Origin of the sequence: Nonomuraea deserti (genome assembly GCF_004348685.1) — a bacterium.
Taxonomy (GTDB): domain Bacteria; phylum Actinomycetota; class Actinomycetes; order Streptosporangiales; family Streptosporangiaceae; genus Nonomuraea; species Nonomuraea deserti.
Genome location: NZ_SMKO01000019.1, coordinates 48,203 through 71,991, shown reverse-complemented (window position 1 = coordinate 71,991; position 23,789 = coordinate 48,203). Strand labels below are relative to the sequence as shown.

Here is a 23,789-nt window from a genome sequence, read left to right as displayed (position 1 = left end):
CAGTACATGTCTCGCCGGAAGGTTCGTGATGAGGAGTGAGTTCCGTCATGGCTGACTCGGTGGCGGTGAAGCCCCGGGAGGCGGTGACCGGACCCGCGCGTGGCGGCGGACACCGCTCCACGAAACGCTCCCGCCGCGAGGCGCGGGCCGCCTATCTCTTCCTGGCCCCCTGGTTCGCCGGCCTGCTCGTCATCACGATCGGCCCGATCCTCGCCTCGCTCTACCTGTCGTTCACCGACTACAGCCTCCTGGAGGAGGCCAAGTGGGTCGGCTTCGACAACTACGTCAAGATGTTCACCGAGGACCCGAGGTACATCTCCTCGCTGAAGGTCACCACGATCTACGTGATCGTCTCGGTGCCGCTGCAACTCGCCTTCGCCCTCGCGCTGGCCCTGGTGCTCGACCGGGGGCTGCGCGGCCTGGCGATCTACCGCTCGATCTTCTACCTGCCCTCGCTGCTCGGCGGCAGCGTCGCGATCGCCATCCTCTGGCGCAAGGTCTTCGGCGCCGACGGTCTGGTCAACGCGCTGCTCGGGGCCTTCGGCATCCAGGGCCCCGGCTGGGTCGGCCACCCCGACTACGCTCTCGGCACGCTGATCATCCTGCATGTGTGGACGTTCGGCGCCCCCATGATCATCTTCCTGGCCGGGCTCCGCCAGATCCCCAGCAGCTATTACGAGGCCGCCGCGGTCGACGGCGCAGGCCCGCTGCGGCAGTTCAGGTCGATCACGCTGCCGCTGCTGACGCCGATCATCTTCTTCAACCTGGTGCTCGAGATCATCAAGTCGTTCCAGTCGTTCACGCAGTCGTTCATCGTGAGCAACGGCACCGGCGGTCCCGCCGACTCGACGCTCTTCTACACGCTCTACCTCTACCTGAACGGATTCAGGGACTACGACATGGGCTACGCGGCCGCGATGGCGTGGGTCCTGCTGCTCATCATCGCCGGGCTGACCGGGGTGAACTTCCTCGCTTCCAAGTATTGGGTCTTCTATGGCGACACCAAGTAGGCCGCTTCCGGTTCTGTTCCGCCCGCTCAAGGGCGGACCGGTGGTCAAGCACATCCTGCTGATCGGCTTCGGCGTGATCATGCTGTATCCACTGTTCTGGATGGTCTCCAGCTCGCTCAAGCCGGAGGAGCTCATCTTCCGGCAGCCCGGCCTGCTGCCGAGCGAGGTCACGCTGGAGAACTACACCGAGGGCTGGACCGCGCTGAAGCACCCCTTCGGCTACTACCTGTGGAACTCCGCGGTCATCACCGCGCTGTCGGTGGTGGCGAACCTGGTGGCCTGCTCGCTGGCCGCCTACGCCTTCGCGCGGCTGAACTTCCCGCTGAAGAGGCTCTGGTTCACGATCATGCTGGGCACGATCATGTTGCCGCACCACGTGGTGATCGTGCCGCAGTACATCATGTTCTCCGAGCTGGACCTGATCAACACGATCTGGCCGCTGGTCATGCCGAAGGTGCTGGCCACCGACGCGTTCTTCATCTTCCTCATGGTGCAGTTCATCCGCACCCTGCCGAGGGAGCTGGACGAGGCGGCCGAGATCGACGGCGCGGGCTACTGGCGCATCTTCATCAGGGTCGTCATGCCGCTCTCGCTGCCCGCCCTGGCCACGACCGCGATCTTCACGTTCATCTGGACGTGGAACGACTTCCTCAGCCAGCTGCTCTATCTCAACAACCCGGATAACTTCACCGTCCCGGTCGCGTTGCGGACATTCCTGGACTCTAGTGGAGAGTCGTCGTGGGGCCCTATGTTCGCCATGTCGATCATCGCGCTCGGCCCGATCTTCGGTTTCTTCCTGGCCGGGCAGAAGTACCTGATCCGTGGTGTCGCCACCACGGGACTGAAGTAGTTCCTCCACCCCCCAACCCCAGAAGACCCCCTAGGAGGTAGAGCCGTGAGCTCTGGCAAGAAGATGTGGTCGGCGGCCCTGCTCGCCACCGCCGTGCTGGCGGTCACCGCGGCCTGCGGCAGTGACAGCGGCGGCGAAAGCGCCGATGGCAAGGTCAAGGTGCGCTTCTCCTACTGGGGCAGCGACGCGCGGCAGAAGATGACCGAAGAGGCGATCAAGAAGTTCGAGGCGAAGAACCCGAACATCGACATCGAGGGCGAGTTCTCCGACTTCGGCAGCTACTACGAGACGCTGGCCACCAAGGTCGCGGGCAACGACGCGCCGGACGTCATCACCATCGAGATCCGCGGCCTGCGCGAATACGCCGAGCGCGGCGCGCTGGCCGACCTCGCCGGCAAGGTCAACACCGCCGACATCGACGCCAAGGTGCTGGCCACCGGCTCCCTCGACGGCAAGCAGTACGCCATCCCCACCGGCGTCAACGCCTTCAGCCTGGTCGTCAACCCGGCCCTGGTCGAGAAGAGCGGGCAGAAGCTGCCCGACGACACCAAGTGGACCTGGCAGGACTACGTCGACCTGGCGTCGAAGATCACCGCCGGGAGCGACGGCAAGGTCTTCGGCACGCAGCAGAGCTTCAACCCGGGCTACCTGGAGATCTTCGCCGCCCAGCGCGGTGAGAAGTTCTACAACGGCAACAAGCTCGGCATCACGCCCGACACGCTCAAGGCGTGGTGGGCCAACATGCAGACCCTGATCAAGACCAAGGGCACCCCCGACGCCGCCAAGAGTGTCGAGATCGGCGCCCAGAGCGTGGACCAGTCGCTGCTCGGCACCAACACCGGCGCGATGGGCATGTGGTGGAGCAACCAGCTCGGCGCCATCAACAAGGCCTCGGGCCAGGACGTCAGCCTGCTCCGGATGCCGAAGGCGGAGGGCGCCACCACGGGCGGCATGTTCCTGCAGCCGGCGATGCTCTACACCGCCTCGTCGAAGACCGAGCACCCGGCCGAGGCCGCCAAGTTCATCGACTTCATGATCAACGACCCGGAGGCGGGCGCGATCATCCTGAGCGACCGCGGCCTGCCGGCCAGCTCCAAGGTGCTGGCCGCGGTCAAGGACAAGCTGCCGGAGACCGACATCAAGACGCTGGACTTCATCGACGAGGTCAGGAGCGAGCTGTCGGACCCGCCGGCCGCGCCGCCCAAGGGTGCCAGCGCCATGGAAGACATCCTGACGCGGTACTCGGAGGAGGTCCTGTTCGGCAGGATGACCACCGACGACGCCGCACAGAAGTTCCTGACCGAGGCCAACGCCTCGATCGCGGGCTGATCCTTCGCACCAGAGGAGAGACATGAAGTACGCGTTCGTCGGGCTCGGGCACCGCGCGCAGATGTACGTCGACGCGCTGCTCGGGGAGTGGCGCGACGCCGGCACCATCGTCGCTTTGTGCGACACGAACCGCACCCGCATGGACTACTACGCCGAGCGGATCGGTGCGCAGGTGCCGCGTTTCATGCCCGCTGAGTTCGACAAGGTGCTCGAGCTCGCCGACGCGGTCATCGTCACCACGGTCGACGCCACGCACGCGCGCTACGTGTGCGCGGCGCTCGACGCCGGCAAGGACGTCGTCGTCGAGAAGCCGCTCACCGTCGACGCCGAGAGCTGCGCGGCCATCGCGGCGTCGGCCGAGCGCAGCAGCGGCAAGCTGATCGTCACCTTCAACTACCGCTACTCGCCGCGCAACTCCGCCGTGCGCCGCATCCTCATGGACGGCGCGATCGGCGAGGTGACCTCCGTGCACTTCGAGTGGACGCTCGACACCATCCACGGCGCCGACTACTTCCGCCGCTGGCACCGCGACAGGGACAGCTCGGGCGGCCTGCTCGTGCACAAGTCGACCCACCATTTCGACCTGGTCAACTGGTGGCTGGCGGCGGCGCCCGAGCTCGTGTTCGCCCAGACCGACCTGCGTTTCTACGGCGCCGAGAACGCCAGGAAGCGCGGGCTCGACCCGCGTCCCGAGCGCGGGCAGGGCGCTCCCGGCCTGGGCAGCGACCCGTTCATCCTGGACATCTCCGCCGACCCGCGCCTCAAGCGCCTCTACCTCGACGCCGAGCACGAGGACGGCTACATCCGCGACCAGGACGTCTTCGGCGAGGGCGTCACCATCGACGACAACATGTCCGTGCTGGTGCGCTACACCAACCGCGCGATCATGACGTACTCGCTGCACGCCCACGCCCCCTGGGAGGGCTACCGCGTGGCCTTCAACGGCACGGAGGGGCGGCTGGAGCTGGACGTCGTCGAGCGGGAGTGGACCCCGCCGCACGCCGCCATCGACCCGAGCGCCGCCTCCAAGGAGCACGCGTCGGGGGCGTGGGAGAGGCTCACGCTGCGCCGCCACTGGAGCAGGCCCGAGGAGGTGCCGATCGAGACCGGGGCCGGCGGGCACGGCGGCGGCGACCGCCTGCTGCTCGACGACGTCTTCCGCGGCCCCGGCGACGACCCGCTGGCCCGGCAGGCCGGCTACCGCGACGGCATCCGCAGCGTGCTGACGGGCGTCGCGGCCACCATGTCCGCCCGCACCGGGACCCCCGTGGCCCTGGAGGACGACGGCACACGTGTTCGCTGAGCTGGCCGGGATCGCCGCGGCGCAGCGCGGGCTGTACCCCGTGCTCGGCGGGCCCGAACTGCGCGCGGCGGCGCGTGCGGCGATGGGGGTGCTCGACCTGACCGCCGGTGACGTGCGGGTCGAGCGCACCTGGACCGAGGGCGACCTGGCCGGCGAGGAGCTGTCCTGGTCGGTGGGGTTCGGGCCGCGCACCCGCGCGTTCCTGCTGCGCCCGCGCGGCGCGGACGGGCCCCTGCCCGGGGTGGTGGCGCTGCACTGCCACGCCGGGATGAAATGGGCCGGCAAGGAGAAGATCGCCGACGGTCCCGAAGGGCCGTCGCCCGAGGTGCGCAGGTTGCGGCGCGACCTCTACGGCGGTCGCGCGTTCGCCGGCGAGCTGGCCCGCAGGGGCTTCGCGGTGCTCGCGCACGACGTGTTCGTCTGGGGCAGCCGCCGCTTCCCGCTGGAGATCGGGGACGGCCCGGAGAGCGAGGCCGACCGCTACGACCTGGCCGCCATCGCGCACGAGCACGTCGTGGCCAAACACTGCGCGATGCTCGGCACGTCGTTCGCGGGCGTGGTCGCGGGCGAGGACCTGGCCGCGGCTGCGTACCTGCGCTCCCGGCCGGACGTCGGGCCGGTCGGGTGCGCGGGACTGTCCGGCGGCGGGCTGCGGGCGGCCCTGCTCGGCGCCTTCGACCCGCAGGTGCGCGCGGTCGTCGTCGCCGCGATGGTCTCCTCCTACCGCGACATGCTCGGCGGGCACGTCGCCAAGCACACCTGGATGTTCTACCCGCCGGGCCTGCCCCTCCTGGGCGACTGGCCCGACCTGGTGGCCGCCCGCGCCCCCGAACCCCTCATGGTCCAGTACGCCCTGCGCGACGAGCTCTTCCCCGAGCCGGGGATGCGGCGCGCCCACGCCACGATCGGCGAACGCTACCGCGACGCCCCGGAGAACTACGAGGCGGTGTTCGCCGACGTGCCGCACAGCTTCGACGTGCCCATGCAGGAGCGGGCCTTCGACTGGCTGGCCCGCCGGCTGGCGGGCTGACGGACGGCCGCCGCCCGGCCTGCCACGGGCGGCGGCGCTCCTGCCCTCCTCCCGGCTCCGTCGCCGGCCGCCCCGCTTCCCTGCTCTTCCGCTAGTCGGACTTCTTCCAGGTGGCGATGAGCTTGTCGTAGTCGAGCGTCTCGGGCTTGCCGCGCTCGTCGGTCAGCTTCGGCGCGGGGGCGCCGGGCTGGTCGTACCAGTACTGGGCGTCGCGTTCGGGGTTCAGCTTCGGCGCGCACTGGCCGCCGTAACCCTCCCGCTCCCGCGAGAGCCGCTCCAGCCGGGACAGGATGTCGTCCTGCTGCTTGGCCAGGTTGTCCATCGACTGCTGCGGCGTGGTCTCGCCGGTCACGGCCGTGGCCACGTTCTGCCACCACAGCTGGGCCAGCTTCGGGTAGTCGGGCACGTTGGTGCCGGTCGGCGTCCACTGCTTGCGGGCCGGCGAGCCGTAGAACTCGATGAGCCCGCCGTACTTCTCGGAGTTCTCGGCGAAGTAGTCGCTCCTGATGTCGGAGTCGCGGATGAACGTCAGCCCGACGATCGACTTCTTCAGCGACACGGTCTTCGACGTGACGAACTGCGCGTACAGCCAGGCGGCGGCCCTGCGCTCCTTCGGCGTGCTCTTCAGCAGCGTCCACGAGCCCGCGTCCTGGTAGCCGAGCTTGTTGCCCTCCTTCCAGTACGCCCCGTGCGGGCTCGGCGCGATGCGCCACCTGGGCGTGCCGTCCTCGTTGACCACCGACAGCCCCGGCTTGGTCATGTCGGCGGTGAACGAGGTGTACCAGAAGATCTGCTGGGCGATGTGGCCCTGGGCGGGGACCGGGCCCGCCTCGCTGAAGTTCATGCCCGCCGCTTCCTTGGGGGCGTACTTCTTGAGCCAGTCGACGTACTTGGTGAGCGAGTACACCGCGGCGGGGCCGTTCGTGTCGCCGCCGCGCGTGACGGACGAGCCGACCGGGCGGCAGTTCTCGACCCTGATGCCCCAGTCGTCCACCGGCAGGCCGTTGGGGATGCCGGGGTCGCCGTTGCCCGCCATGGACAGCCACGAGTCGGTGAAGCGCCAGCCCAGCGACGGGTCCTTGCGGCCGTAGTCCATGTGGCCGTAGACCTTCTTGCCGTCGATGGTGCCGTCGCCGTTGACCTTGTTGGTGAAGAAGTCGGCGATGTCCTCGTAGGCCGCCCAGTTGACCGGCACACCGAGGTCGTAGCCGTAGGCGTCCTTGAACTGCTTCTTGATGTCGGGGTCGGTGAACCAGTCGTACCGGAACCAGTAGAGGTTGGCGAACTGCTGGTCGGGCAGCTGGTAGATCTTCTTGTCGGGGCCGGTGGTGAAGCTGATGCCGATGAAGTCGTCGAGGTCGAGCGTGGGCGAGGTGATGTTCTTGCCCTCGCCGGCCATGTAGTCCGACAGCGGGAGCACGTAGTCGCCGCGCGAGTGGGTGCCGATGAGGTCGGAGTCGTTGACGTAGGCGTCGTAGATGTTCTGGTCGCCCTGGATCTGGGTCTGCAGCTTCTCGATGACGTCACCCTCCTGGATCAGATCGTGTTTGATCCTGATCCCGGTGATCTCGGTGAACGCCTTGGCCAGCTGGCGTGACTCGTACTCGTGCGTGGTGATCGTCTCGGAGACCACGTTGATCTGCATGCCCCGGTACGGGGCCGCGGCCTTCATGAACCACTCCATCTCGGCGAGCTGCTCGTCCTTGCTCAGCGTGCTCGGGGTGAACTCCTCCGACACCCACCGCTGGGCGGCGGCCCGGCCGTCGGCCTCCTTGAAGTCGCTCGTGGGCTTGTCCGCGCCCTGCGTGCAGCCGGCCACCACCAGGATGAGCGCCGCCGCTCCCATGGTCGCGGACCTCGTCGTCCGTCGCCTCATCGTTTGACTCCCTTTCCGTTAGCCCCATATGCCGATCGCGACCGCCACGAGCAGCGCGCAGCCGAGCGCCAGCCACATGGACAGGTCGGTGATTGCGATCCAGCCCGCCAGCACGACGGCGGCGCTGATCAGGCCGATGTAGAGCCGGTCGCCCCGATCGGTCTCGATGCGCAGGAAGCCCCGCCTGGCCACGGGAGGCGAGATGCGGCCCCAGACCGTCATGGCGATCAGCAGCACGGCGAGGCCGGCGAAGACCAGGGCCGTGGGGACGGTCCAGACCATCCAGTCGAGCACTGCTACACCCTCCCCATGGCGAAGCCCTTGGCGATGTAGTTGCGGACGAACCAGATGACGATCGCGCCCGGCACGATCGTCAGCACTCCCGCGGTCGCCAGCAGGCCCCAGTCGACGCCCGCCGCGCTCACCGTCCGCGTCATCGACGCGGCGATGGGCTTGGCGTTCACCGAGGTGATGGTCCTGGCGATCAGCAGTTCGACCCAGCTGAACATGAAGCAGAAGAACGCGGTCACGCCGATGGCCGAGCGGATCATCGGCAGGAATATCCGGACGAAGAAGCGCGGCAGCGAATAGCCGTCGATCGCGGCGGTCTCGTCGATCTCCCGGGGGATCCCCGACATGAAACCCTCGAGAATCCAGACGGCGAGCGGCACGTTGAAGAGCATGTGCGCGATGGCCACGCCGAGGTGCGTGTCGAAGAGGCCGACGCTCTGGTAGATCTGGAAGAACGGGAGCAGGAACACCGCCGGCGGCGCCATCCGGTTCGTCAGCAGCCAGAAGAACAGATGTTTGTCACCGGCGAACCGGAAACGCGAGAAGGCGTAGGCGGCGGGCAACGCCACGATGAGCGACATCACGGCGTTGAGCGAGGTGTAGATGATGGAGTTCAGATAGCTCGAATACCACGACGTCTCCCCGAAGAACGTGGCGTAGTTGTCGAACGTCACCCGTTCGGGGATGAGCGAGAAGCTGCCGAGGATGTCCTGGTTCGGCCGGATCGACATGCCGAACATCCACAGGATCGGCAGCATGAGCGTGGCCACGTAGAGCCAGAAGACCGTGCGCGCCCACGGGAGCCGTCTCATCGGCTCACCTCCCCGACCTGGTCAGCACGGTGAAGAAGACGTAACAGAGGATCTGCACGAACAGGAAATAGAGCAGCGAGAACGCGCCCGCCGGGCCCAGGTCGAACTGCCCGACCGCGATCTTCGACAGCAGGATGCTCAGGAACGACGTCGCGTTCCCCGGGCCGCCGCCCGTCACCACGAACGGCTCGGTGTAGATCATGAAGCTGTCCATGAACCTGAGCAGGATCGCGATCGTCAGCACCCCGCGCAGCCGGGGCAGCTGGATGTGCCGGAAGGTCGCCCACGCCGAGGCGCCGTCGATCTGCGCGGCCTGGAAGTACGGCTGGGGGATCGAGCGCAGCCCCGCGTACGCCAGCAGCGCCACCAGCGGCGTCCAGTGCCACACGTCCATGACCAGCACGGTGAGCCAGGCGTCGGTGGAGTCGAGCGTGTAGTTGAAGTTGACGCCGAGCACGTTGTTGATCGCCCAGCCGCCCAGGCCGATGTCGCCGCGGGCGAAGATCTGCCAGATCGTGCCCACCACGTTCCACGGGATGAGCAGCGGCAGCGCGACCAGCACCAGCGCCACCGACACCGAGACGCCGCGGCGCGGCATCGCCACGGCGACGGCCACCCCGAGCGGGATCTCGATCAGCAGCACCTGCGCGGAGAACAGCAGCGTGCGCACGAACGCCCCGCGCACCTCCGGGTCGCGGGCGATCTCGCGGAACCACTCCAGGCCGACGAAGATGCGCTCGCTCGGGCTGAAGACGTCCTGCACGGAGTAGTTGACCACGGTCATCAGCGGGATCACCGCGGTGAACGCCACCGACACGACCACCGGCAGGACCAGCCACCACGCGCGGTTGTTCTTCGGCCTGGGGTCCACCCGGGCGTCCTTGGCCTCCTCGGCCGGAGGCGGCGCGGGTTCGGCGGCGCCGGACGGGCTCTGCGCGACGGTGGTCTGGTCGGTCATGCCGGCCCCCTTCCGTTCAGCGGCGCGAGGGAGCCGCACCTGACCTCGTCGCGGAACAGGAACGTCCGGTCGGCGGGGAAGTGGAGGCACACGACCGCGTCCGGCTCGCAGGCGGAGCCGGCCTCGGTCTTGACGATCACCGGGTGCTCGCCGACCCGGGTGTGCACGAGGTCGTAGGCGCCCATGCGGTCGATCCCGGTGACCGTGGCGGCCGCGCCGGGGGAGGCGTCCGGCCCGGCGATGCGGACGAACTCGGGCCGCACCCCGATCCTGACCGGTCCCGCCGGCAGACCGTCGGGGGCGGCGCCCACGTCGGCCGTGCCGACGCGTACGACGTCGCCGACGATCTCGCCGGGCACCATGTTCATGCCCGGCGAGCCGATGAAGTGCCCCACGAACTCGTGCGTCGGCGACAGGAACAGCTCGGCGGGCGGGCCCGTCTGCACGATCGCCCCGTCGTTGAGCACCACGACCTCGTCGGCGAACGTCAGCGCCTCCGTCTGGTCGTGGGTGACGTAGATCAGCGTGTGGCCGGTGTCGCGGTGGATCTCCTTGAGCTTGCTGCGCAGCGTCCACTTCAGCGCCGGGTCGACCACGGTCAGCGGCTCGTCCAGCAGGACCGCCGCCACCTGGGGGCGCACCAGGCCGCGGCCCAGGCTGACGATCTGCTGGCGGCCCGGGTCGAGCCGGCGCGACCTGCGGCGCAGCACCTGGTCGAGGCCCAGGAGCTGGGAGACCTGGCGGACGCGCTGGTCCACCTCTTTCTTGGGAAATTTCCGGTTACGGAGGGGGAAGGCGAGGTTGTCGTAGACCGACATCTCCTCGTACAGGACCGGGAACTGGAAGACCTGCGCGATGTTGCGGCCGGCCGTCGGCACGCCGGTGACCTCGCGGTCGCCGAACCAGATCCGGCCTGTCGTGGGCGTGATCAGGCCGGAGATGATGTTCAGCAGCGTGGTCTTGCCGCAGCCGCTCGGCCCCAGCAGCGCGTACGCCCGCGAGCTCTGCCACGTCCAGGTCATCGGCTTGAGCGCCCACGTGCGGCCGCCGTCGTAGCTGTGTCCCACGCCTTCGAGGCGGATGTCAGCCATGCAGGTCGACCTCCGCGGCGCTGGTGGCGAGCAGGCGTCCCCCGGACTCGTCGAAGACGAAGACGTGCGCCGGGTCCACGTAGGCGACCGTGGACTCGCCCGGTGTGAAGAGCTGGGTGCCCTCCAGGTGGGCGACCAGGTGGAGGCCGTCCTGGAGCAGCAGGTGCAGGAACGTCGCGCTGCCCGTGACCTCGGCGAGCCGGATCTCGGCGGGCAGTTCGAGCGCGGCGTGGCCGTTCGGGGTGATGCTGACCTGGTGGGGGCGCACGCCGAGCATGACGTGGTGGCCCTGGGCGTGCGCGCGGGGCGCGGGGAACGACGTGCCGAGGCATTCGATGCGGCCGTCGCGTACGACGCCGGGCAGCAGGTTGAGCGGGGGGTCGCTGAGCGTGGCCGCTACGGCCAGCGTGGGCGGGTGGGCGTACATTTCGGCCACGTCGCCGGTGTGCTGGACCCTGCCCTCGCCCAGGACCACGGTCGGCGCGGCGAACGTCAGCGCCTCGTTCGGGTCGGCGGTGGCGTAGAGGACGACGCCGGAGGAGCCGGCGAACATGGTCTTCAGGTCGGAGCGGAGCTGTTCGCGCAGCTTGAAGTCCAGGTTGGCCAGGGGCTCGTCGAGCAGCAGCACGTCGACGGGGCGGGCCAGGGCGCGGGCGATGGCGGTGCGCTGCTGCTGGCCGCCCGACAGCTCGGCGGGCCGGCGGTCGAGCAGCCCCGCGATGCCCATGAGCTCGGCCACCTCGCGCACCCGCCGGTCGATCCCGTCGCGGCGGGACTTCGGGTCGAGGCGGAGCGGCGAGGCGATGTTCTCGTAGACGGTCAGGGACGGGTAGTTGATGAATTGCTGATAGACGAAGGCGACCGAGCGTTTGCGCACGGAAATGCCGGTCACGTCCTTTCCGTCGACCACCACCCGGCCGGAGTCGGGCGGCAGTAAACCGGCTGCGACGCGCATCAATGTCGTCTTTCCCGCGGTCATGGGGCCGACGAGGGTGGTCAATCCGTTCGGTAATTCCAGGTGAATGTCGTCGAGCCAGGTCTCCCCGCGCCGCCGCACGAAGACGCCGTCGAGTATCAGCGTCACGGTGCCCGGTCCTCTCTGCCGGCGCATGATCAGTTCCTTTGCTCTCCATCTAACATGATCTGATTGTGTGTGCAAAGAGGGCAGTTGCTATCGCAGTTAACGGCGGGACTGTTGTGCATCACGATTCGATGCCGAGATGGCGGTGAACGGCCGGGCCTATCGCCTCGACGACTTCTTCCCTGGTCAGCGCGGCCATGGGAGGGAAAGCCAGAACATAACGGCACAGGGCCATTCCGAGTATTTGCGTGGAGACGAGCCCGGCCCGGACCGGAGCCCCCTCCGGATCGCCGGTCAGCGCGGCCGCGACGGGGACGAGCTGCGTGGTGAAGACGGCGCGCATGCGCTCGGCCGCCGTCGCGTTCGTGACCCCCGTGCGTAGCAGGATCTGCAGGGTCTCGCCGGACTCCCAGCGCTCCAGGAAATGACGTACGAGCGCGGCGGCGATCTCGCCGGGCGGCGTGCCGAGCAGGTCGGGCAGGTGGAGGTCGACGGCGCACGCCGCGGCGAATAACCGGTCCTTGCTGCCGAAGCACCGCATGACCTGGGCCGGGTCGATGCCCGCGTCGGCGGCGATGGCCCTGATCGTGGCCCGCTCGTAGCCGTCGGCGGCGAACCGCTCGCGGGCCGCGGCCAGGATGAGCGCCTTCGTCTCGCTGGAGGATCTCCTCATGTCAACAACTGTAGGCCAACGTCTGTTGACAATCCAGATCCCCGTCTCTAACGTCAACAGTTGTTGGCCTACGAACGTTGGCCCTCCTGAGGAGGAGAAATGATCAACACAGACGTGCTCGTCGTCGGCGCCGGCCCCGTGGGGCTGGCCACCGCCGTCGTCCTGACCCGGCTCGGCCACGACGTGGTCATCGTCGACGGGCAGGCCGAGGGCGCCAACACCTCCAGGGCCGCCGTCGTGCACTCCCGCACGCTGGAGCTGCTGGAGCCGTACGGCGTCACCCCGGCGCTCGTCGAACGCGGGGTGCACACCCCCCGCTTCACCATCCGCGACCGCGACCGGCTGCTGGTGCCGGTGCCCTTCGACGGGCTGCCCACGCGCTACCCGTACACGCTGATGATCTCCCAGGCCGACACGGAGGCGTACCTGCTGGCCCGGCTGGAGGAGCTGGGCGGCAAGGTGCTGCGGCCCGTGCGGGTGACCTCGTTCGCGCAGGACGCCGGCGGAGTCACCGCCGCGCTCGACGACGGGCGCTCGGTGCGGGCCGCCTACCTGGTGGGCGCCGACGGCATGCACAGCGTCGTACGCGAGCAGTCGGGCATCGCCTTCGGCGGCGGCACCTACGCCGAGTCGTTCACCCTCGCCGACGTGCGGCTGAGCGGCGGCGTACCGCACGACGAGGTCATCCTGTACTTCTCGCCCGACGGCCTGGTGGTCGTCGCGCCGTTGCCCGACGGGCTGCACCGGATCGTGGCCACCGTCGACGAGGCCCCGCACGAGCCCGGCGTGGCGTTCGTGCAGCGGCTGCTCGGCACGCGCGGGCCCGAGGCCGTGCCCGCCGTGGTGGAGGAGGTGGTGTGGGGCTCCCGCTTCCGCGTCCACCACCGCATCGCGCAGACGTACAGGAAGGGGCGGGTGCTGCTGGCCGGCGACGCGGCGCACGTGCACTCGCCGGCCGGCGGGCAGGGCATGAACCTCGGCATCGAGGACGCCGTCATGCTGGGCGAGACGCTGTCGGAAGTGCTCGGAGGCGGCTCGCCCGACCTGCTCGACGGCTACGCCGCGGCCCGCCGCCCCGTCGCCGAGAAGGTGGTGGGGCTGGCGAGCCGCCTGACGACGCTGGCCACCATGAGCGCGGCCAGGCGGCCGCTGCGCAACCTCGTGCTGCGGCTGGCGGGCCGGCTGCCCGTCGTGCGGCGCCGGCTGGCCTGGCAGCTGTCCGGCCTGGACCGGCGCGCTAAGGGATGATGGAGTCCACGTAGCCGCCGTCCACCCGCACCGCCGCGCCCGTCGTGGCCGAGGCGAGCGGCGAGCTCAGGTAGACCACCATGTTGGCGATCTCCTCGGGCTCGATCAGGCGCTGCAGCAGCGACTGCGGCCGGTGCCGCAGCATGAACGCCCGCTGCGCCTCATCCCACGGCAGCTCCCTGCCCACCAGCTGATAGACGAAGTCCTCCACGCCCCCGGTGTGCGTCGGCCCCGCGATCACGGAGTTGACCGTGACCCCGCTGCCCGCCGCCTCCTTGGCGAGCCCCCTGGACACGGCCAGCAGCGCCGTCTTGGTCATGCCGTAGTGGATCATCTCGACGGGGATCACGACGGCGGAGTCGCTGGCGATGTACTGGATCCGGCCCCAGCCCCGCTCCATCATGCCCGGCAGGTAGGCGCGGGTGAGCCGGACCGCGGCCAGCACGTTGACCTCGAAGTAGCGCCGCCACTCGTCGTCGCCGATCTCCAGCGCAGGCTGCGCGCCGAAGATGCCCAGGTTGTTGACCAGGATGTCGACCTGCGGGAGCACGCTCAGCACCCGCTCGCACCCGTCGTCCTTGGACACGTCGCCCGGCGCCGCGACCAGGTCGCCGTCCATCCGCTCGACGACCTTGGCGACCGAGCCCTCGCCGCGGCCGTTGATCCCGACCCGGGCCCCCGCCCGCGCCAGCCCGGCGGCGATGGCCGCCCCGATTCCCTGAGTCGACCCGGTGACCAGCGCGGTCTTCCCGGTGAGATCGATGTGCACGATTCCGCACCCCCCTTGCCCCGCCATTCTCCGCGATCAGTCTCCCGCCGGCACGCACCGGGCCGGCGCCGGTGCGTAGGCTGGGGTGCGGGCGTGGAAGGGGCGTGGGTGCACCGGATCCTCTGGCTGATCGTCGCGGTCGCCTTCGTCGTGGGTGCGTTCGTGCCCGGCTCCTCCGAGCCGGCGGAGTGCCCGCCGCGCGACACCCGGGTCACCGCCCCCTACGCGATCACCGGCTACTGGGTCATCCCGCGGGCCGACCGCTGCGTGACCCAGCGCATGGTGGAGGCGATCCACACGATCGGCGGCGACACGCTCATCACGTTCGGCCCGCGCTTCAACGCCCGCGAGGACCCCGAGTTCGCCGCCTGCCGCGTCGACGGCCGCCCGTGCGCGCAGGTGCCGGGCAAGGAGATCCGGCAGGTCTACACGTACACGACCAGCGAGGAGTTCGGTAAGGGCATGCTGCGCTGCCCCGGGCTCGAGCGGCGGATCGAGAGCGGGGGCCGCGTCTTCTACCGGCTGTCGCTGGCGGAAACCTGCCGCGAACGCGTGCACGACCTCGTGCTCGTCGCCACGGACGGCGACGGGCTGGGCAACCTGATGGCCGAGGCGGCGGCGTACGGCATGAAGGTCTTCCCCGGGCTGCCCGCGGCGGCGCAGCGGGCGGACAAGCCGTGGGAGCCCGATCACGACCACACCCGCGCGCTGAACGCCTTCACCGCGCGGGTGCTGGCCGACTACCGGGCGCGCTTCGGGGCGTCCGGCGCCTTCGGCGGGGTCTACCAGTCGTTCGAGCTGGCCATGCGGGACCGCGCGCCGAAGGATCCGATCATCGAGCTCTACACCGCGCAGCACGCCGTCGTCGCCGACGTCCTGCCGGGCAAGCCGATCCTGGTCAGCCCGTACATCGACGCCCGCCGCGGGCGCGGGTTCCCGCCCGAGCAGGCGGGCGACGGCATGGAGGACATCGCGGCGACGCGGGCCGGAGCGCCCATGGCCATCGCCGTCCAGGACGGGCGCGGCACGGGCAAGGTGCCGGTCCACGGCGCGCACGAGGCCGACGCCAAGGTCGTGCCGCGGCTGGTGCCCGTGGTGGGCGACGTCAGCAACGCCCAGGCCTACTACGGGGCCACGCGCGAATACGTCGAGGCGGCCGCCGGCAAGGTGCCCGACGGGGTGGAGCTGTGGGTGAACGTCGAGGGCTTCGAACCCACCCCGGCCGCCGGCGAGTGCGGGCGGGTCGATCCGCTGCCGCTGCGCGGGCGGACCACGAAGAGCCGGCTCGACCAGCAGATCATGGCCGCGGGCCCGCACGCCGTGAAGATCATCTCGTACGGGTGGGATCCGTTCTTCACCTGCCAGGCCCGCTACGACACGCCCTCGCTGGCCGACGACATCGCGAGCGGCTGGCAGCAGCCCATCATCGTCAACGCCGTCAGGCAGGACAGGGACGGGCGGGCCGGCATCCTGGTCGAGGGCCACAACCTGCGGGGCGGCTCGCTGCGCTTCGACCCGCAGGGGGCGGTGGTCCGGCAGGAGTGGCACTCCGGCGGCCGGTTCGAGTCGGCCTGGGCGCCGTACGTCCCTCCGGGCCCCTGGACCTCCGTCACGGCCACGAACGGCGCCGGCCACACCAGCACGAGCCCGTACGTGATCCGCTAGCCGAGCGCCGCGACGAGCACGTCGCGAGCAGGGCCGCTCTCCGTCCGGGGCGGGGCCGACGGCCGGGAGGGCTCGTCGACAGGTAGCGGGGCTCATGCGCTTTTGTCGAGGAATCTCCCTGGATTGGCGATGAAGGTCAGGCCTGTGATGTTCTGATGGCCGGGGGAAGGCGCGTGAGGGGACGGTTGGGCCGGTCGTTGCGGGTGCGGCTGGCGATGTTCGCCAGCATCGCGATGCTGCTGCTGATCATCGTCGTCAGCGCGTTCGTGCTGCACGGCATCCGCGACGAGCTCGTCGACATCCAGGCGCAGGAGATGTCGAGCAGGGCCGTGTCCGTGCTGCTCATGGTCAAGGACGACCGCCTGCCGCAGGTGCTGGCGACCGTCGGGCTCGACGGCGTCCAGGTCGTCGACCCGTCGGGGAGCCCGGTCACCTCCACGCTCAACCTGGTCGGCCTGCCCAGGCAGACGACGGCGATCCCCCGGGACGGCCAGGCCAACGCCGTCGCGGAGCTCTGCGGGCTGAGCGGATTCCCCGGCGAATGCAAGATCGTGGTCGCCGTGACCGCGTACCAGCCGGACGGGGAGTGGATCATCTACGCCTTCGACCCGGCGGTGCCCTGGTACGTCGGACTTCAGGTGGTCCTCTCGCAGATCGCCCTCGCGGCGGCGCTGGTCGCGCTGACCTGGTTCGTGGTGTGGCGCGCCACGACCAGGACGCTCGCCCCGGTCAGCGCCATCACGAAGCGGCTGGCCGAGCTGACCGCGTTCGGCGGCGGGATGCGCGTGCCCGTGCCGCAGAACGACGACGAGATCGCGGCCCTGGCCGAGACCGCCAACCGGACGCTGGAGCGGCTGGAGACGGCGATGCGGGAGAAGGAGCTCGCGATGGAACGGCAGCGCAGGTTCGCCGCCGACGCCTCGCACGACCTGCGCAGCCCGATCACCGCCATGCGCGCCCAGATCGAGGACGCCCGGCTGCACCCCGAGGAAGCCGACTGGATGGAGACGAGCGACGAGGTGCTGGCCAGCCTGGACCGGCTGCAGGGGATCGTCTCCGACCTGCTCGTGCTGACCAGGCTGGACGCGGGCGCCCCGAGCCGCCGCGAGCCCGTGGACCTGGCCGAGTCGGTCGCCGCCGAGGCCGTGCGCCGGCGTTCGAAGCGGGTCGTCACCGACGCGCGGCGGGAGGTGGTCGTCACGGGCGACCGGCTGCAACTGGCCCGCCTGCTGACGAATCTCATGGACAACGCCGACCGGCACGCCGAGAGCCAGATCACCGTGACGGTGCGGGAGGAGGGCGGGCAGGCCGTGCTGGAGGTCCTCGACGACGGCGAGGGCATCGTGCCCGAGCAGCGTGAGGTCGTCTTCGAACGGTTCGCCCGCCTGGACGCCGCGCGCAACCGCGACGCCGGTGGCACCGGGCTCGGCCTGCCCATCGCCCGCGAGATCGCCACGGCCCACGGCGGCACGCTGACCGTCGAGGACTCCGAACGCGGCGCCCGGTTCGTCTTCCGGATGCCGCTCCGGGACGAGTGAGCCCCCCGGCCTACCCGTACGCGGCCGTGCTCTCCCGGACGATCAGCTCCGTGGCCAGCTCCACCCGCTTCGTCTCCGGCACGTCACCGTGGCCCATGGCCAGCACCGTACGGGTGGCCAGGGCCGCCATCTCCTGCAGCGGCTGACGCACCGTCGTCAGCGGCGGCCAGGCCGATTTGGCCAGCGGCAGGTCGTCGAAGCCCACCACGCTCAGATCCTCGGGGACGCGCAGCCCGCGCTGCCTGGCCGCCTCCAAGACGCCGAACGCCATCAGGTCGCTGTGCGCGAAGATGGCCGTGGGCGGCTCGTCGAGGTCGAGCAGGGCGTGGGCCTGGTCGTGACCGGAGTCCACCAGGAACGTGCCGCGCCTGATCAGCTCGGGCACGACGGGCAGCCCGGCCGTCTCCAGCGCGGCACGATAGCCGTCGATCCTGGCCTGGCTGCAGAGCATGTCGGACAGGCCGCTGATCATGCCGATCCTGCGGTGACCCAGCTCCAGCAGGTGGCGGGTCGCGGCCAGGCCGCCGTTCCAGTTGGTGGCGCCCACCGAGACGACGCCGGGGGCGGGCTCGCCCTCGGGATCGACCACCGCGAACGGCAGCGAACGGGCGCTGAGCTGGGCCTGGATGCCGGTCGACAGCCGCGAGGCGACGATCACCACACCGTCGGTCCTGCGCGCGGCCAGGCGTTCGAGCCAGTCGCGTCCCGGGCCGGCGTGCGTGTGCAGGACGGAGATGACCACGCTGGCTCCGGCCTCGTGGGCCGCGCCTTCCGCGCCCCGCACGATCTCCATGGCCCACGGCGACTCGATCTCGGCGAACACCAGGTCGACCAGGCCGGCCGGGGTGTCGTCCTGGCTGATGCGCCGTTGGTAGCCGTGCTCCTGCAACAGCCGCTCGACCCGGTGGCGGGTCGCGGGAGCGACTTCTGGACGTCCGTTGATGACCTTCGAGACCGTCGGGATGGAGACTCCGGCCTCCTCCGCGATCAGTGCGATCGTCACCCGCCTCTTCGCTGACACGTTCGGGAGTGTATCCGAAAGTTTCGGTTTGCCATCGCTCGGCCCCCAGGTGTTGACGCTTTACCTGGCGTTTACTTACGCTCCGAGGAAAGAAATTATCGGGGGTTATACGAAATTTTCACACCTTTCCAAGAAGGGACCCCTATGCGACGCAGTGTGGTGCTGATCGCGGCCCCAATGCTCATAACCGGGCTCCTGGCCGGCTGCGGCGGCGGTGGAGAGTCCGCGTCACCCCAGGGCGAGGGCGGCTCGCCCGGCAAGGTCACGCTCGAGTGGTGGCACCTGTCGACCTCCGAGCCGCTCAAGACGCTCTGGGCGCAGCGCGCCAAGGAATTCATGGCCAAGAACCCGAACGTCACCATCAAGGCCACCGTCCTGGAGAACGACGCCTACAAGGCCAAGCTCACCACGATCACGCAGTCGGGCAAGGCGCCCGACATCTTCGCGACGTGGGGCGGCGGCGTGCTCCAGCAGCAAATCGAGGCGGGGCTGGTCAAGGACCTGTCGGGCGACGTCGCCGACGTCCTGCCGAACTTCACGCCCGCCGCGCTGAGCGCGTACCAGTTCGACGGCAAGACGTACGGGTTGCCGACCGACATCGGGCTGGTGGGTTTCTGGTACAACAAGAAACATTTCGAGAAGGCGGGCATCAGCGAACCCCCCGCCACCTGGTCGGCGTTCCTCGAAGACGTCACGAAGCTCAAGGCCGCGGGCATCACCCCGATCGCCCTGGCCGGCAAGGAGAAGTGGCCGGGCCACTACTACTGGGCCTACCTCGCCATGCGCATCGCCGGCCTGGACGCGCTCAAGCAGGCGGCCACCGACCACGACTTCACCAAGCCGGACTTCGTGGCCGCGGGGCAGCAGGTCAAGGCGCTTGCGGACCTGCAGCCGTTCCAGAAGGGCTTCCTGGGCGCCGGCTACGGCACCCCTGACGGCCAGGCGGCCACGATGGGCAACGGCAAGGCGGCCATGGAGCTGATGGGCCAGTGGGCGCCCGCCACGCAGGAGTCCGCGGGCAAGGGCCTCGGCGACGACCTCGGCTTCTTCCCCTTCCCCGCGGTCGAAGGCGGCAAGGGCTCGATCGGCGACGCCTTCGGCGGCGGCGGAGGCCTGGCCGTGGGCACCGACGCGCCCAAGGAGGCCGTCGACTTCGTCAAGTACATGACCGAGATGGAGAACCACGCGAAGGCCGTCGAGGCGGGCGGCGTGCTGCCGGTGCTCAAGGGCGAGGAGAGCGCGGTCAAGGACGCCAACCTCAAGCAGGTGGCGACCCTGCTCGCCGAGACCACCGGCTACCAGCTCTACCTCGACCAGGCCTACCCGCCGGCCGTCGGCCAGCAGGTCAACGACAGTGTGGCCGAGCTCATCGGCGGCACGAAGACGCCGGAAGAGGTTTCCCAGGACATCACGGAAGTGGCCAAGAGCGAAGAATGACGACACTCACCAGAGGGCCGGAGGCGGTCAGGCTTCCGGCCCCCGCCCCTGCCGCCAGGCGGCGCGGACGCTGGGTGACCATCACCCTGTTCCTGCTGCCGGCACTCGTCCTGTTCCTCCTCCTCGTCGTGGCCCCCATGCTGGTGGCCGTCTACTCCAGCGCGTTCAAGTGGAACGGCTTCGGCGGGCTGCCGACCGACTTCATCGGGCTGGACAACTTCACCCGGCTGTTCGGCAGCGAGATCTTCGCGCAGGACCTGTGGCACCTGCTGGTGCTGGTCGTGCTGTCGATCTGCCTGCAACTGCCGTTCTCCCTGGCCCTCGCGATGCTGCTGAACCAGCGCATCCGCGGGCGGGCGCTCTACCGGGTCGTGTTCTTCGCGCCGTACGTGCTCTCCGAGGTGATCACCGGCGTGCTGTTCTCGCTGATCCTGGCGCCGGACGCGGGCATGGCCAACCAGCTGCTGTCGGTGTTCGGGATCGAGTCGGAGTGGCTGGCCAACCCCGACACGGTGATGCCGTCGCTCTTCATCGTCATGACCTGGAAGTACTTCGGCTTCCACATGATGATCTATCTGGCGGGACGCCAGAACATCCCCAACGAGCTCATCGAGGCGGCGCAGATCGACGGCGCGACGGGCTGGAAGACGTTCAGGCACGTCACGCTGCCACTGCTCGGCCCGACGATCCGGATCAGCATCTTCCTGTCCGTCATCTACACGATCCAGCTGTTCGACCTCGTGTGGATCCTCACCGGAGGCGGGCCGTCGCACTCCTCGGAGACGATGGCCGTCACGATGATGGAGTGGGGCTTCAAACGCACCCAGGTCGGCTACGCCAGCGCGATCAGCGTCGTGATGTTCGTGCTCAGCCTCGTCTTCGCCCTCATCTACCAGCGTTTCGTGATGCGCCGCGACCTCGAGGGCGCGTCCACCTCCATGGGAGGCCGCCGATGAACCACGGCAAGGCGACCCGTGCGCGCCGTACCACCCTGCCGCTCCACCTGATCGCGTGGATCGTCGGCGCGTTCATCCTGATCCCGGTCGTCTACGCGCTGCTCGGAGGGTTCAAGCAGAACAGCGAGCTGTCCGCGAACCCCTTCGGCCTGCCGGAGACGTGGGCCACCGGCAACTACACCGAGGTGCTGGCCTCCGGCTCGTTCTGGCTGCAGATGTGGAACAGCACGTTCATCGCCGTCGCCACGACCGTGGTGACGGTCGCGCTGTCGGCGCTGGCGGCGTTCGTCTTCGCCCGGTTCGCCTTCCGCGGCAGGGAGCTGTACTTCACGCTGTTCACGGCCGGGCTGATGTTCCCGTTCGCGGTGGCCATCCTGCCGATCTTCGTGCTGCTGCGCACGCTCGGGCTGCTGGACAACCCGATGGGCGTGATCCTCACCCAGGCCGCCTTCGGCCTGCCGCTGACGATCATCATCCTGCGGGGCTTCTTCCGCAGCATCCCCGGCGAGCTCGAAGAGGCGGCCACCATCGACGGCTGCACCCCGTTCGGCTTCTTCTGGCGCATCCTGCTGCCGATGGCCAGGCCCGCCATCGCCACCGTCTCCGTCCTGGCCATCGTGGGCAGCTGGAACAACTTCATGCTGCCGCTCGTGGTCTTCAGCGAAGAGGCGAGCTGGACGCTGCCGCTGGGCATCCAGCAGTTCCAGGGCCAGTACGCCTCCGACACCGCCCGCATCCTCGCCTACCTCGTCCTGGCCATGGTGCCGGCACTCGGGTTCTACGCCGTCGCAGAACGTCACCTCGTCGGTGGTCTCACCGCTGGTGCTACGAAAGGGTGAACATGCTTCACGTGTCCGGAACCCAGCTCGTCGCGGACGACAACACACCGGTACGACTACGCGGGGTGGGTCTCGGGGGCTGGATGAACATGGAGAACTTCATCACGGGCTATCCGGCCAACGAGAGCTCGATGCGGCGGGCCGTGCGCTCGGTGCTGGGCGAGGAGCGGGCGGAAGTCTTCTTCGACCGGCTGCTCGCGTCGTTCTTCACCGAGCGGGACGCGGACCTGCTGGCCGGGCTGGGCATGAACTGCGTGCGCATCCCGGTCAACTACCGCCACTGGGAGTCCGACGACCGGCCCTTCGAGATCGACCCGCAGGGTTTCCGCCACCTCGACCGGGTGATCGGGCTGCTCGGCGAGCGCGGTGTCTACAGCGTCATCGACCTGCACGCCCTGCCCGGCTCCCAGAACCAGCACTGGCACTCCGACAACCCCACGCACGTGGCCGGGTTCTGGCAGCACCGCCACTTCCAGGACCGGGCGGTGCACCTGTGGGAGGTCATCGCCGACCACTACCGCGACCATCCCTGGGTGGCCGGCTACAACCCGGTCAACGAGCCGGGCGACCTCACCGGCAAGGTGATCGGCCCCTTCTACGATCGGCTGGTCAAGGCCGTGCGCTCCGCGGACCCGCGGCACATCCTGTTCCTGGACGGCAACACGTACGCCACCGACTTCTCAATATTTCGGGAAATGTACGAAAACGCGGTTTTCGTCCTGCACGACTACGCGCTCGCCGGCTTCGCCCACGGCGGGCCGTACCCCGGATACACCCGCGGCGAGTGGTGCGACCGCGACGAGCTGGAACGCGCCTTCGCCAGACGCTCCCGCTTCCAGCGCGAGACCGGCACACCCCTGTGGGTGGGGGAGTTCGGCCCCGTCTACACCGGCAACCCCGGCGTGGACGCGCAGCGCTACCAGATCCTCCGCGACCAGCTGGAGATCTACGACGGCCACGGCGCGGGCTGGTCGTTGTGGACCTACAAGGACGTGGGACTGCAGGGCCTGGTGCACGCCGCGGGGCCGTACCTCGACAGGTTCGGCGACTTCATCGCCAAGAAGCGGCGGCTCGGGGTGGACCGCTGGGGCTCGACCATGGAGGAGTCGGCCGACGTCCTGGCTCCGCTGCACACGCTGATCGAGACCGAGTTCCCCGGCTGGGAGCCCTATCCGTGGGGCGCCCGCTACCAGACCGACGACCTCATCCGGCACATCCTCATGGCCCAGGCGCTGCTGCCGGAGTACGCCGAGCTCTTCCGCGGTCTCGACGACGGGGAACTGACCGCCCTCGCCGACTCCTTCCTCCTCGACCGCTGCGTACGCCGCCGGCCCCTGCTCGACCTGCTCTCCGACAACCTCAAAGGCCGCTGACGAGCCGCCTGGGCGAGCATTCGCCGCCATTCCCCGGCGGCGAACCGAACGCGCCGCGGGCCAGGCCGGGGGACGCCATCCCTCGGCCTGCCCTCAGCCGTCCCCTTCCGGGCGGGCGCTCACGCACGCACCCGTGACGTTCGGTCTCACGGCCACGTGGGCCGGCTCCGCGAGGCTGCTGCCACGTAGAGCCCCGCGGGCGGCGAGGTGCGTGGGGGAACGCCGGAGGTCGGTAGGGTCCTGTTCCGTGACGACGGAGCTGGAGGACCTCGCCGTACGGCTGCGGGAGTTCGCGAAGGTCAGGGAGTGGGAGCGGTTCCACACGCCGAAGAACCTGGCGATGGCGCTCGCGGGCGAGGTGGGGGAGCTGGTGGCGGAGTTCCAGTGGCTCACCGCCGAGGAGTCCAGGAGCCCCGGCGACGAGGCACTCGCGAGGATGCGCACCGAGCTCGGCGACGTGACCCTCTACCTGGTGCGCCTGGCAGACGTCCTGGGCGTCGACCTGGTGGAGGCGGCCAGGGCCAAGCTCGACGACAACGACCGCCGCTACGACCCCGACGTCTATCGCGGTTCGGCCAGGAAGGCGCCACCGTCCCCTGGCACCACCTGAGAAAGGCTGCTTCTCGCGGTCACCCGGCC

At 69.5% G+C, this 23,789-nt stretch carries 22 protein-coding genes; 13 read left to right on the top strand and 9 right to left on the bottom strand.

Features of this window, described 5'->3' with window-relative positions:
• Window positions 1-47: 47 nt before the first annotated feature.
• The 5 genes from E1292_RS10960 to E1292_RS10940 are packed head-to-tail and all read left to right on the top strand — an operon-like array spanning window position 48 to window position 5,522.
• Window positions 48-1,010, top strand: a complete 963-nt coding sequence (locus E1292_RS10960; RefSeq protein WP_132594660.1) for a carbohydrate ABC transporter permease — start codon at window positions 48-50, stop codon at window positions 1,008-1,010.
• Complete coding sequence (locus E1292_RS10955; RefSeq protein WP_132594658.1) at window positions 994-1,860, top strand: carbohydrate ABC transporter permease; 867 nt, start codon at window positions 994-996, stop codon at window positions 1,858-1,860. Before E1292_RS10960 ends, E1292_RS10955 begins: the two co-directional genes overlap by 17 nt.
• Window positions 1,861-1,905: 45 nt before the next feature.
• Window positions 1,906-3,189, top strand: coding sequence for an ABC transporter substrate-binding protein (locus E1292_RS10950; RefSeq protein ID WP_132594656.1), 1,284 nt, complete (start codon window positions 1,906-1,908; stop codon window positions 3,187-3,189).
• Window positions 3,190-3,211: 22 nt separating this feature from the next.
• Window positions 3,212-4,492 carry a Gfo/Idh/MocA family protein gene (locus tag E1292_RS10945; RefSeq protein WP_132594654.1) on the top strand — a complete coding sequence of 427 codons (1,281 nt, stop codon included), beginning with the start codon at window positions 3,212-3,214 and terminating at the stop codon, window positions 4,490-4,492.
• Window positions 4,482-5,522 (top strand): dienelactone hydrolase family protein, encoded by a 1,041-nt coding sequence (locus E1292_RS10940; protein ID WP_132594652.1) that lies wholly within the window; start codon window positions 4,482-4,484, stop codon window positions 5,520-5,522. The genes E1292_RS10945 and E1292_RS10940 overlap by 11 nt, the downstream gene beginning before the upstream one ends.
• 91 nt (window positions 5,523-5,613) lie before the next feature.
• On the opposite strand, the gene E1292_RS10935 is transcribed toward E1292_RS10940, so the two are convergent.
• From E1292_RS10935 to E1292_RS10905, 7 genes are all read right to left on the bottom strand, one after another.
• Window positions 5,614-7,398 carry an ABC transporter substrate-binding protein gene (locus E1292_RS10935; RefSeq protein ID WP_220446760.1) on the bottom strand — a complete coding sequence of 595 codons (1,785 nt, stop codon included), beginning with the start codon at window positions 7,396-7,398 and terminating at the stop codon, window positions 5,614-5,616.
• An 18-nt stretch (window positions 7,399-7,416) separates the two neighbouring features.
• Window positions 7,417-7,692: a DUF2160 domain-containing protein gene (locus E1292_RS10930; protein WP_220446759.1), complete on the bottom strand. Its 276-nt coding sequence runs from the start codon at window positions 7,690-7,692 to the stop codon at window positions 7,417-7,419.
• Window positions 7,693-7,694: 2 nt separating this feature from the next.
• Window positions 7,695-8,501 carry a carbohydrate ABC transporter permease gene (locus E1292_RS10925; RefSeq protein ID WP_132594650.1) on the bottom strand — a complete coding sequence of 269 codons (807 nt, stop codon included), beginning with the start codon at window positions 8,499-8,501 and terminating at the stop codon, window positions 7,695-7,697.
• A 4-nt stretch (window positions 8,502-8,505) separates the two neighbouring features.
• Entirely contained in the window at window positions 8,506-9,459 is a 954-nt protein-coding gene (locus E1292_RS10920) for a carbohydrate ABC transporter permease (RefSeq protein WP_132594648.1), read from the bottom strand.
• Window positions 9,456-10,550 (bottom strand): ABC transporter ATP-binding protein, encoded by a 1,095-nt coding sequence (locus E1292_RS10915; RefSeq protein WP_132594646.1) that lies wholly within the window; start codon window positions 10,548-10,550, stop codon window positions 9,456-9,458. The genes E1292_RS10920 and E1292_RS10915 overlap by 4 nt, the downstream gene beginning before the upstream one ends.
• On the bottom strand, window positions 10,543-11,661 hold the full coding sequence (locus tag E1292_RS10910; protein WP_132594644.1) for an ABC transporter ATP-binding protein: 1,119 nt from the start codon (window positions 11,659-11,661) through the stop codon (window positions 10,543-10,545). The genes E1292_RS10915 and E1292_RS10910 overlap by 8 nt, the downstream gene beginning before the upstream one ends.
• Before the next feature lie 91 nt (window positions 11,662-11,752).
• Complete coding sequence (locus tag E1292_RS10905) at window positions 11,753-12,304, bottom strand: TetR/AcrR family transcriptional regulator (RefSeq protein WP_132594642.1); 552 nt, start codon at window positions 12,302-12,304, stop codon at window positions 11,753-11,755.
• A 99-nt stretch (window positions 12,305-12,403) separates the two neighbouring features.
• On the opposite strand from E1292_RS10905, the gene E1292_RS10900 reads away from it, so the two are divergent.
• Entirely contained in the window at window positions 12,404-13,552 is a 1,149-nt protein-coding gene (locus E1292_RS10900; protein WP_132594640.1) for an FAD-dependent oxidoreductase, read from the top strand.
• Here the strand turns inward: E1292_RS10900 and E1292_RS10895 are convergent.
• Window positions 13,542-14,321 carry an SDR family NAD(P)-dependent oxidoreductase gene (locus E1292_RS10895; RefSeq protein WP_132594638.1) on the bottom strand — a complete coding sequence of 260 codons (780 nt, stop codon included), beginning with the start codon at window positions 14,319-14,321 and terminating at the stop codon, window positions 13,542-13,544. The two genes, E1292_RS10900 and E1292_RS10895, sit on opposite strands and share 11 nt — an antisense overlap.
• A 93-nt stretch (window positions 14,322-14,414) precedes the next feature.
• On the opposite strand from E1292_RS10895, the gene E1292_RS10890 reads away from it, so the two are divergent.
• A complete protein-coding gene (locus E1292_RS10890; RefSeq protein ID WP_132594636.1) occupies window positions 14,415-15,986 on the top strand; it encodes a DUF4434 domain-containing protein in 1,572 nt (523 codons plus the stop codon).
• A 173-nt stretch (window positions 15,987-16,159) separates the two neighbouring features.
• The gene (locus E1292_RS10885; protein ID WP_246090047.1) at window positions 16,160-17,524 is read left to right on the top strand and encodes a sensor histidine kinase; all 1,365 of its coding nucleotides are present in this window, start codon (window positions 16,160-16,162) and stop codon (window positions 17,522-17,524) included.
• Window positions 17,525-17,534: 10 nt separating this feature from the next.
• Here E1292_RS10885 and E1292_RS10880 read toward each other — a convergent pair whose 3' ends face one another.
• Window positions 17,535-18,545 (bottom strand): LacI family DNA-binding transcriptional regulator, encoded by a 1,011-nt coding sequence (locus E1292_RS10880; protein WP_132594632.1) that lies wholly within the window; start codon window positions 18,543-18,545, stop codon window positions 17,535-17,537.
• Between the two features lie 144 nt (window positions 18,546-18,689).
• On the opposite strand from E1292_RS10880, the gene E1292_RS10875 reads away from it, so the two are divergent.
• The 5 genes from E1292_RS10875 to E1292_RS10855 all read left to right on the top strand — a co-directional run bounded on the left by E1292_RS10875 (window position 18,690) and on the right by E1292_RS10855 (window position 23,760).
• Window positions 18,690-19,982, top strand: a complete 1,293-nt coding sequence (locus E1292_RS10875; protein WP_132594630.1) for an extracellular solute-binding protein — start codon at window positions 18,690-18,692, stop codon at window positions 19,980-19,982.
• Window positions 19,979-20,938: a carbohydrate ABC transporter permease gene (locus E1292_RS10870; RefSeq protein ID WP_132594628.1), complete on the top strand. Its 960-nt coding sequence runs from the start codon at window positions 19,979-19,981 to the stop codon at window positions 20,936-20,938. The genes E1292_RS10875 and E1292_RS10870 overlap by 4 nt, the downstream gene beginning before the upstream one ends.
• Complete coding sequence (locus tag E1292_RS10865) at window positions 20,935-21,777, top strand: carbohydrate ABC transporter permease (protein WP_132594626.1); 843 nt, start codon at window positions 20,935-20,937, stop codon at window positions 21,775-21,777. Before E1292_RS10870 ends, E1292_RS10865 begins: the two co-directional genes overlap by 4 nt.
• Window positions 21,778-21,779: 2 nt before the next feature.
• Window positions 21,780-23,150, top strand: a complete 1,371-nt coding sequence (locus tag E1292_RS10860) for a glycoside hydrolase family 5 protein (protein WP_132594624.1) — start codon at window positions 21,780-21,782, stop codon at window positions 23,148-23,150.
• Window positions 23,151-23,397: 247 nt separating this feature from the next.
• A complete protein-coding gene (locus tag E1292_RS10855; RefSeq protein WP_132504665.1) occupies window positions 23,398-23,760 on the top strand; it encodes a nucleotide pyrophosphohydrolase in 363 nt (120 codons plus the stop codon).
• The last annotated feature ends 29 nt before the right edge of the window (window positions 23,761-23,789 follow it).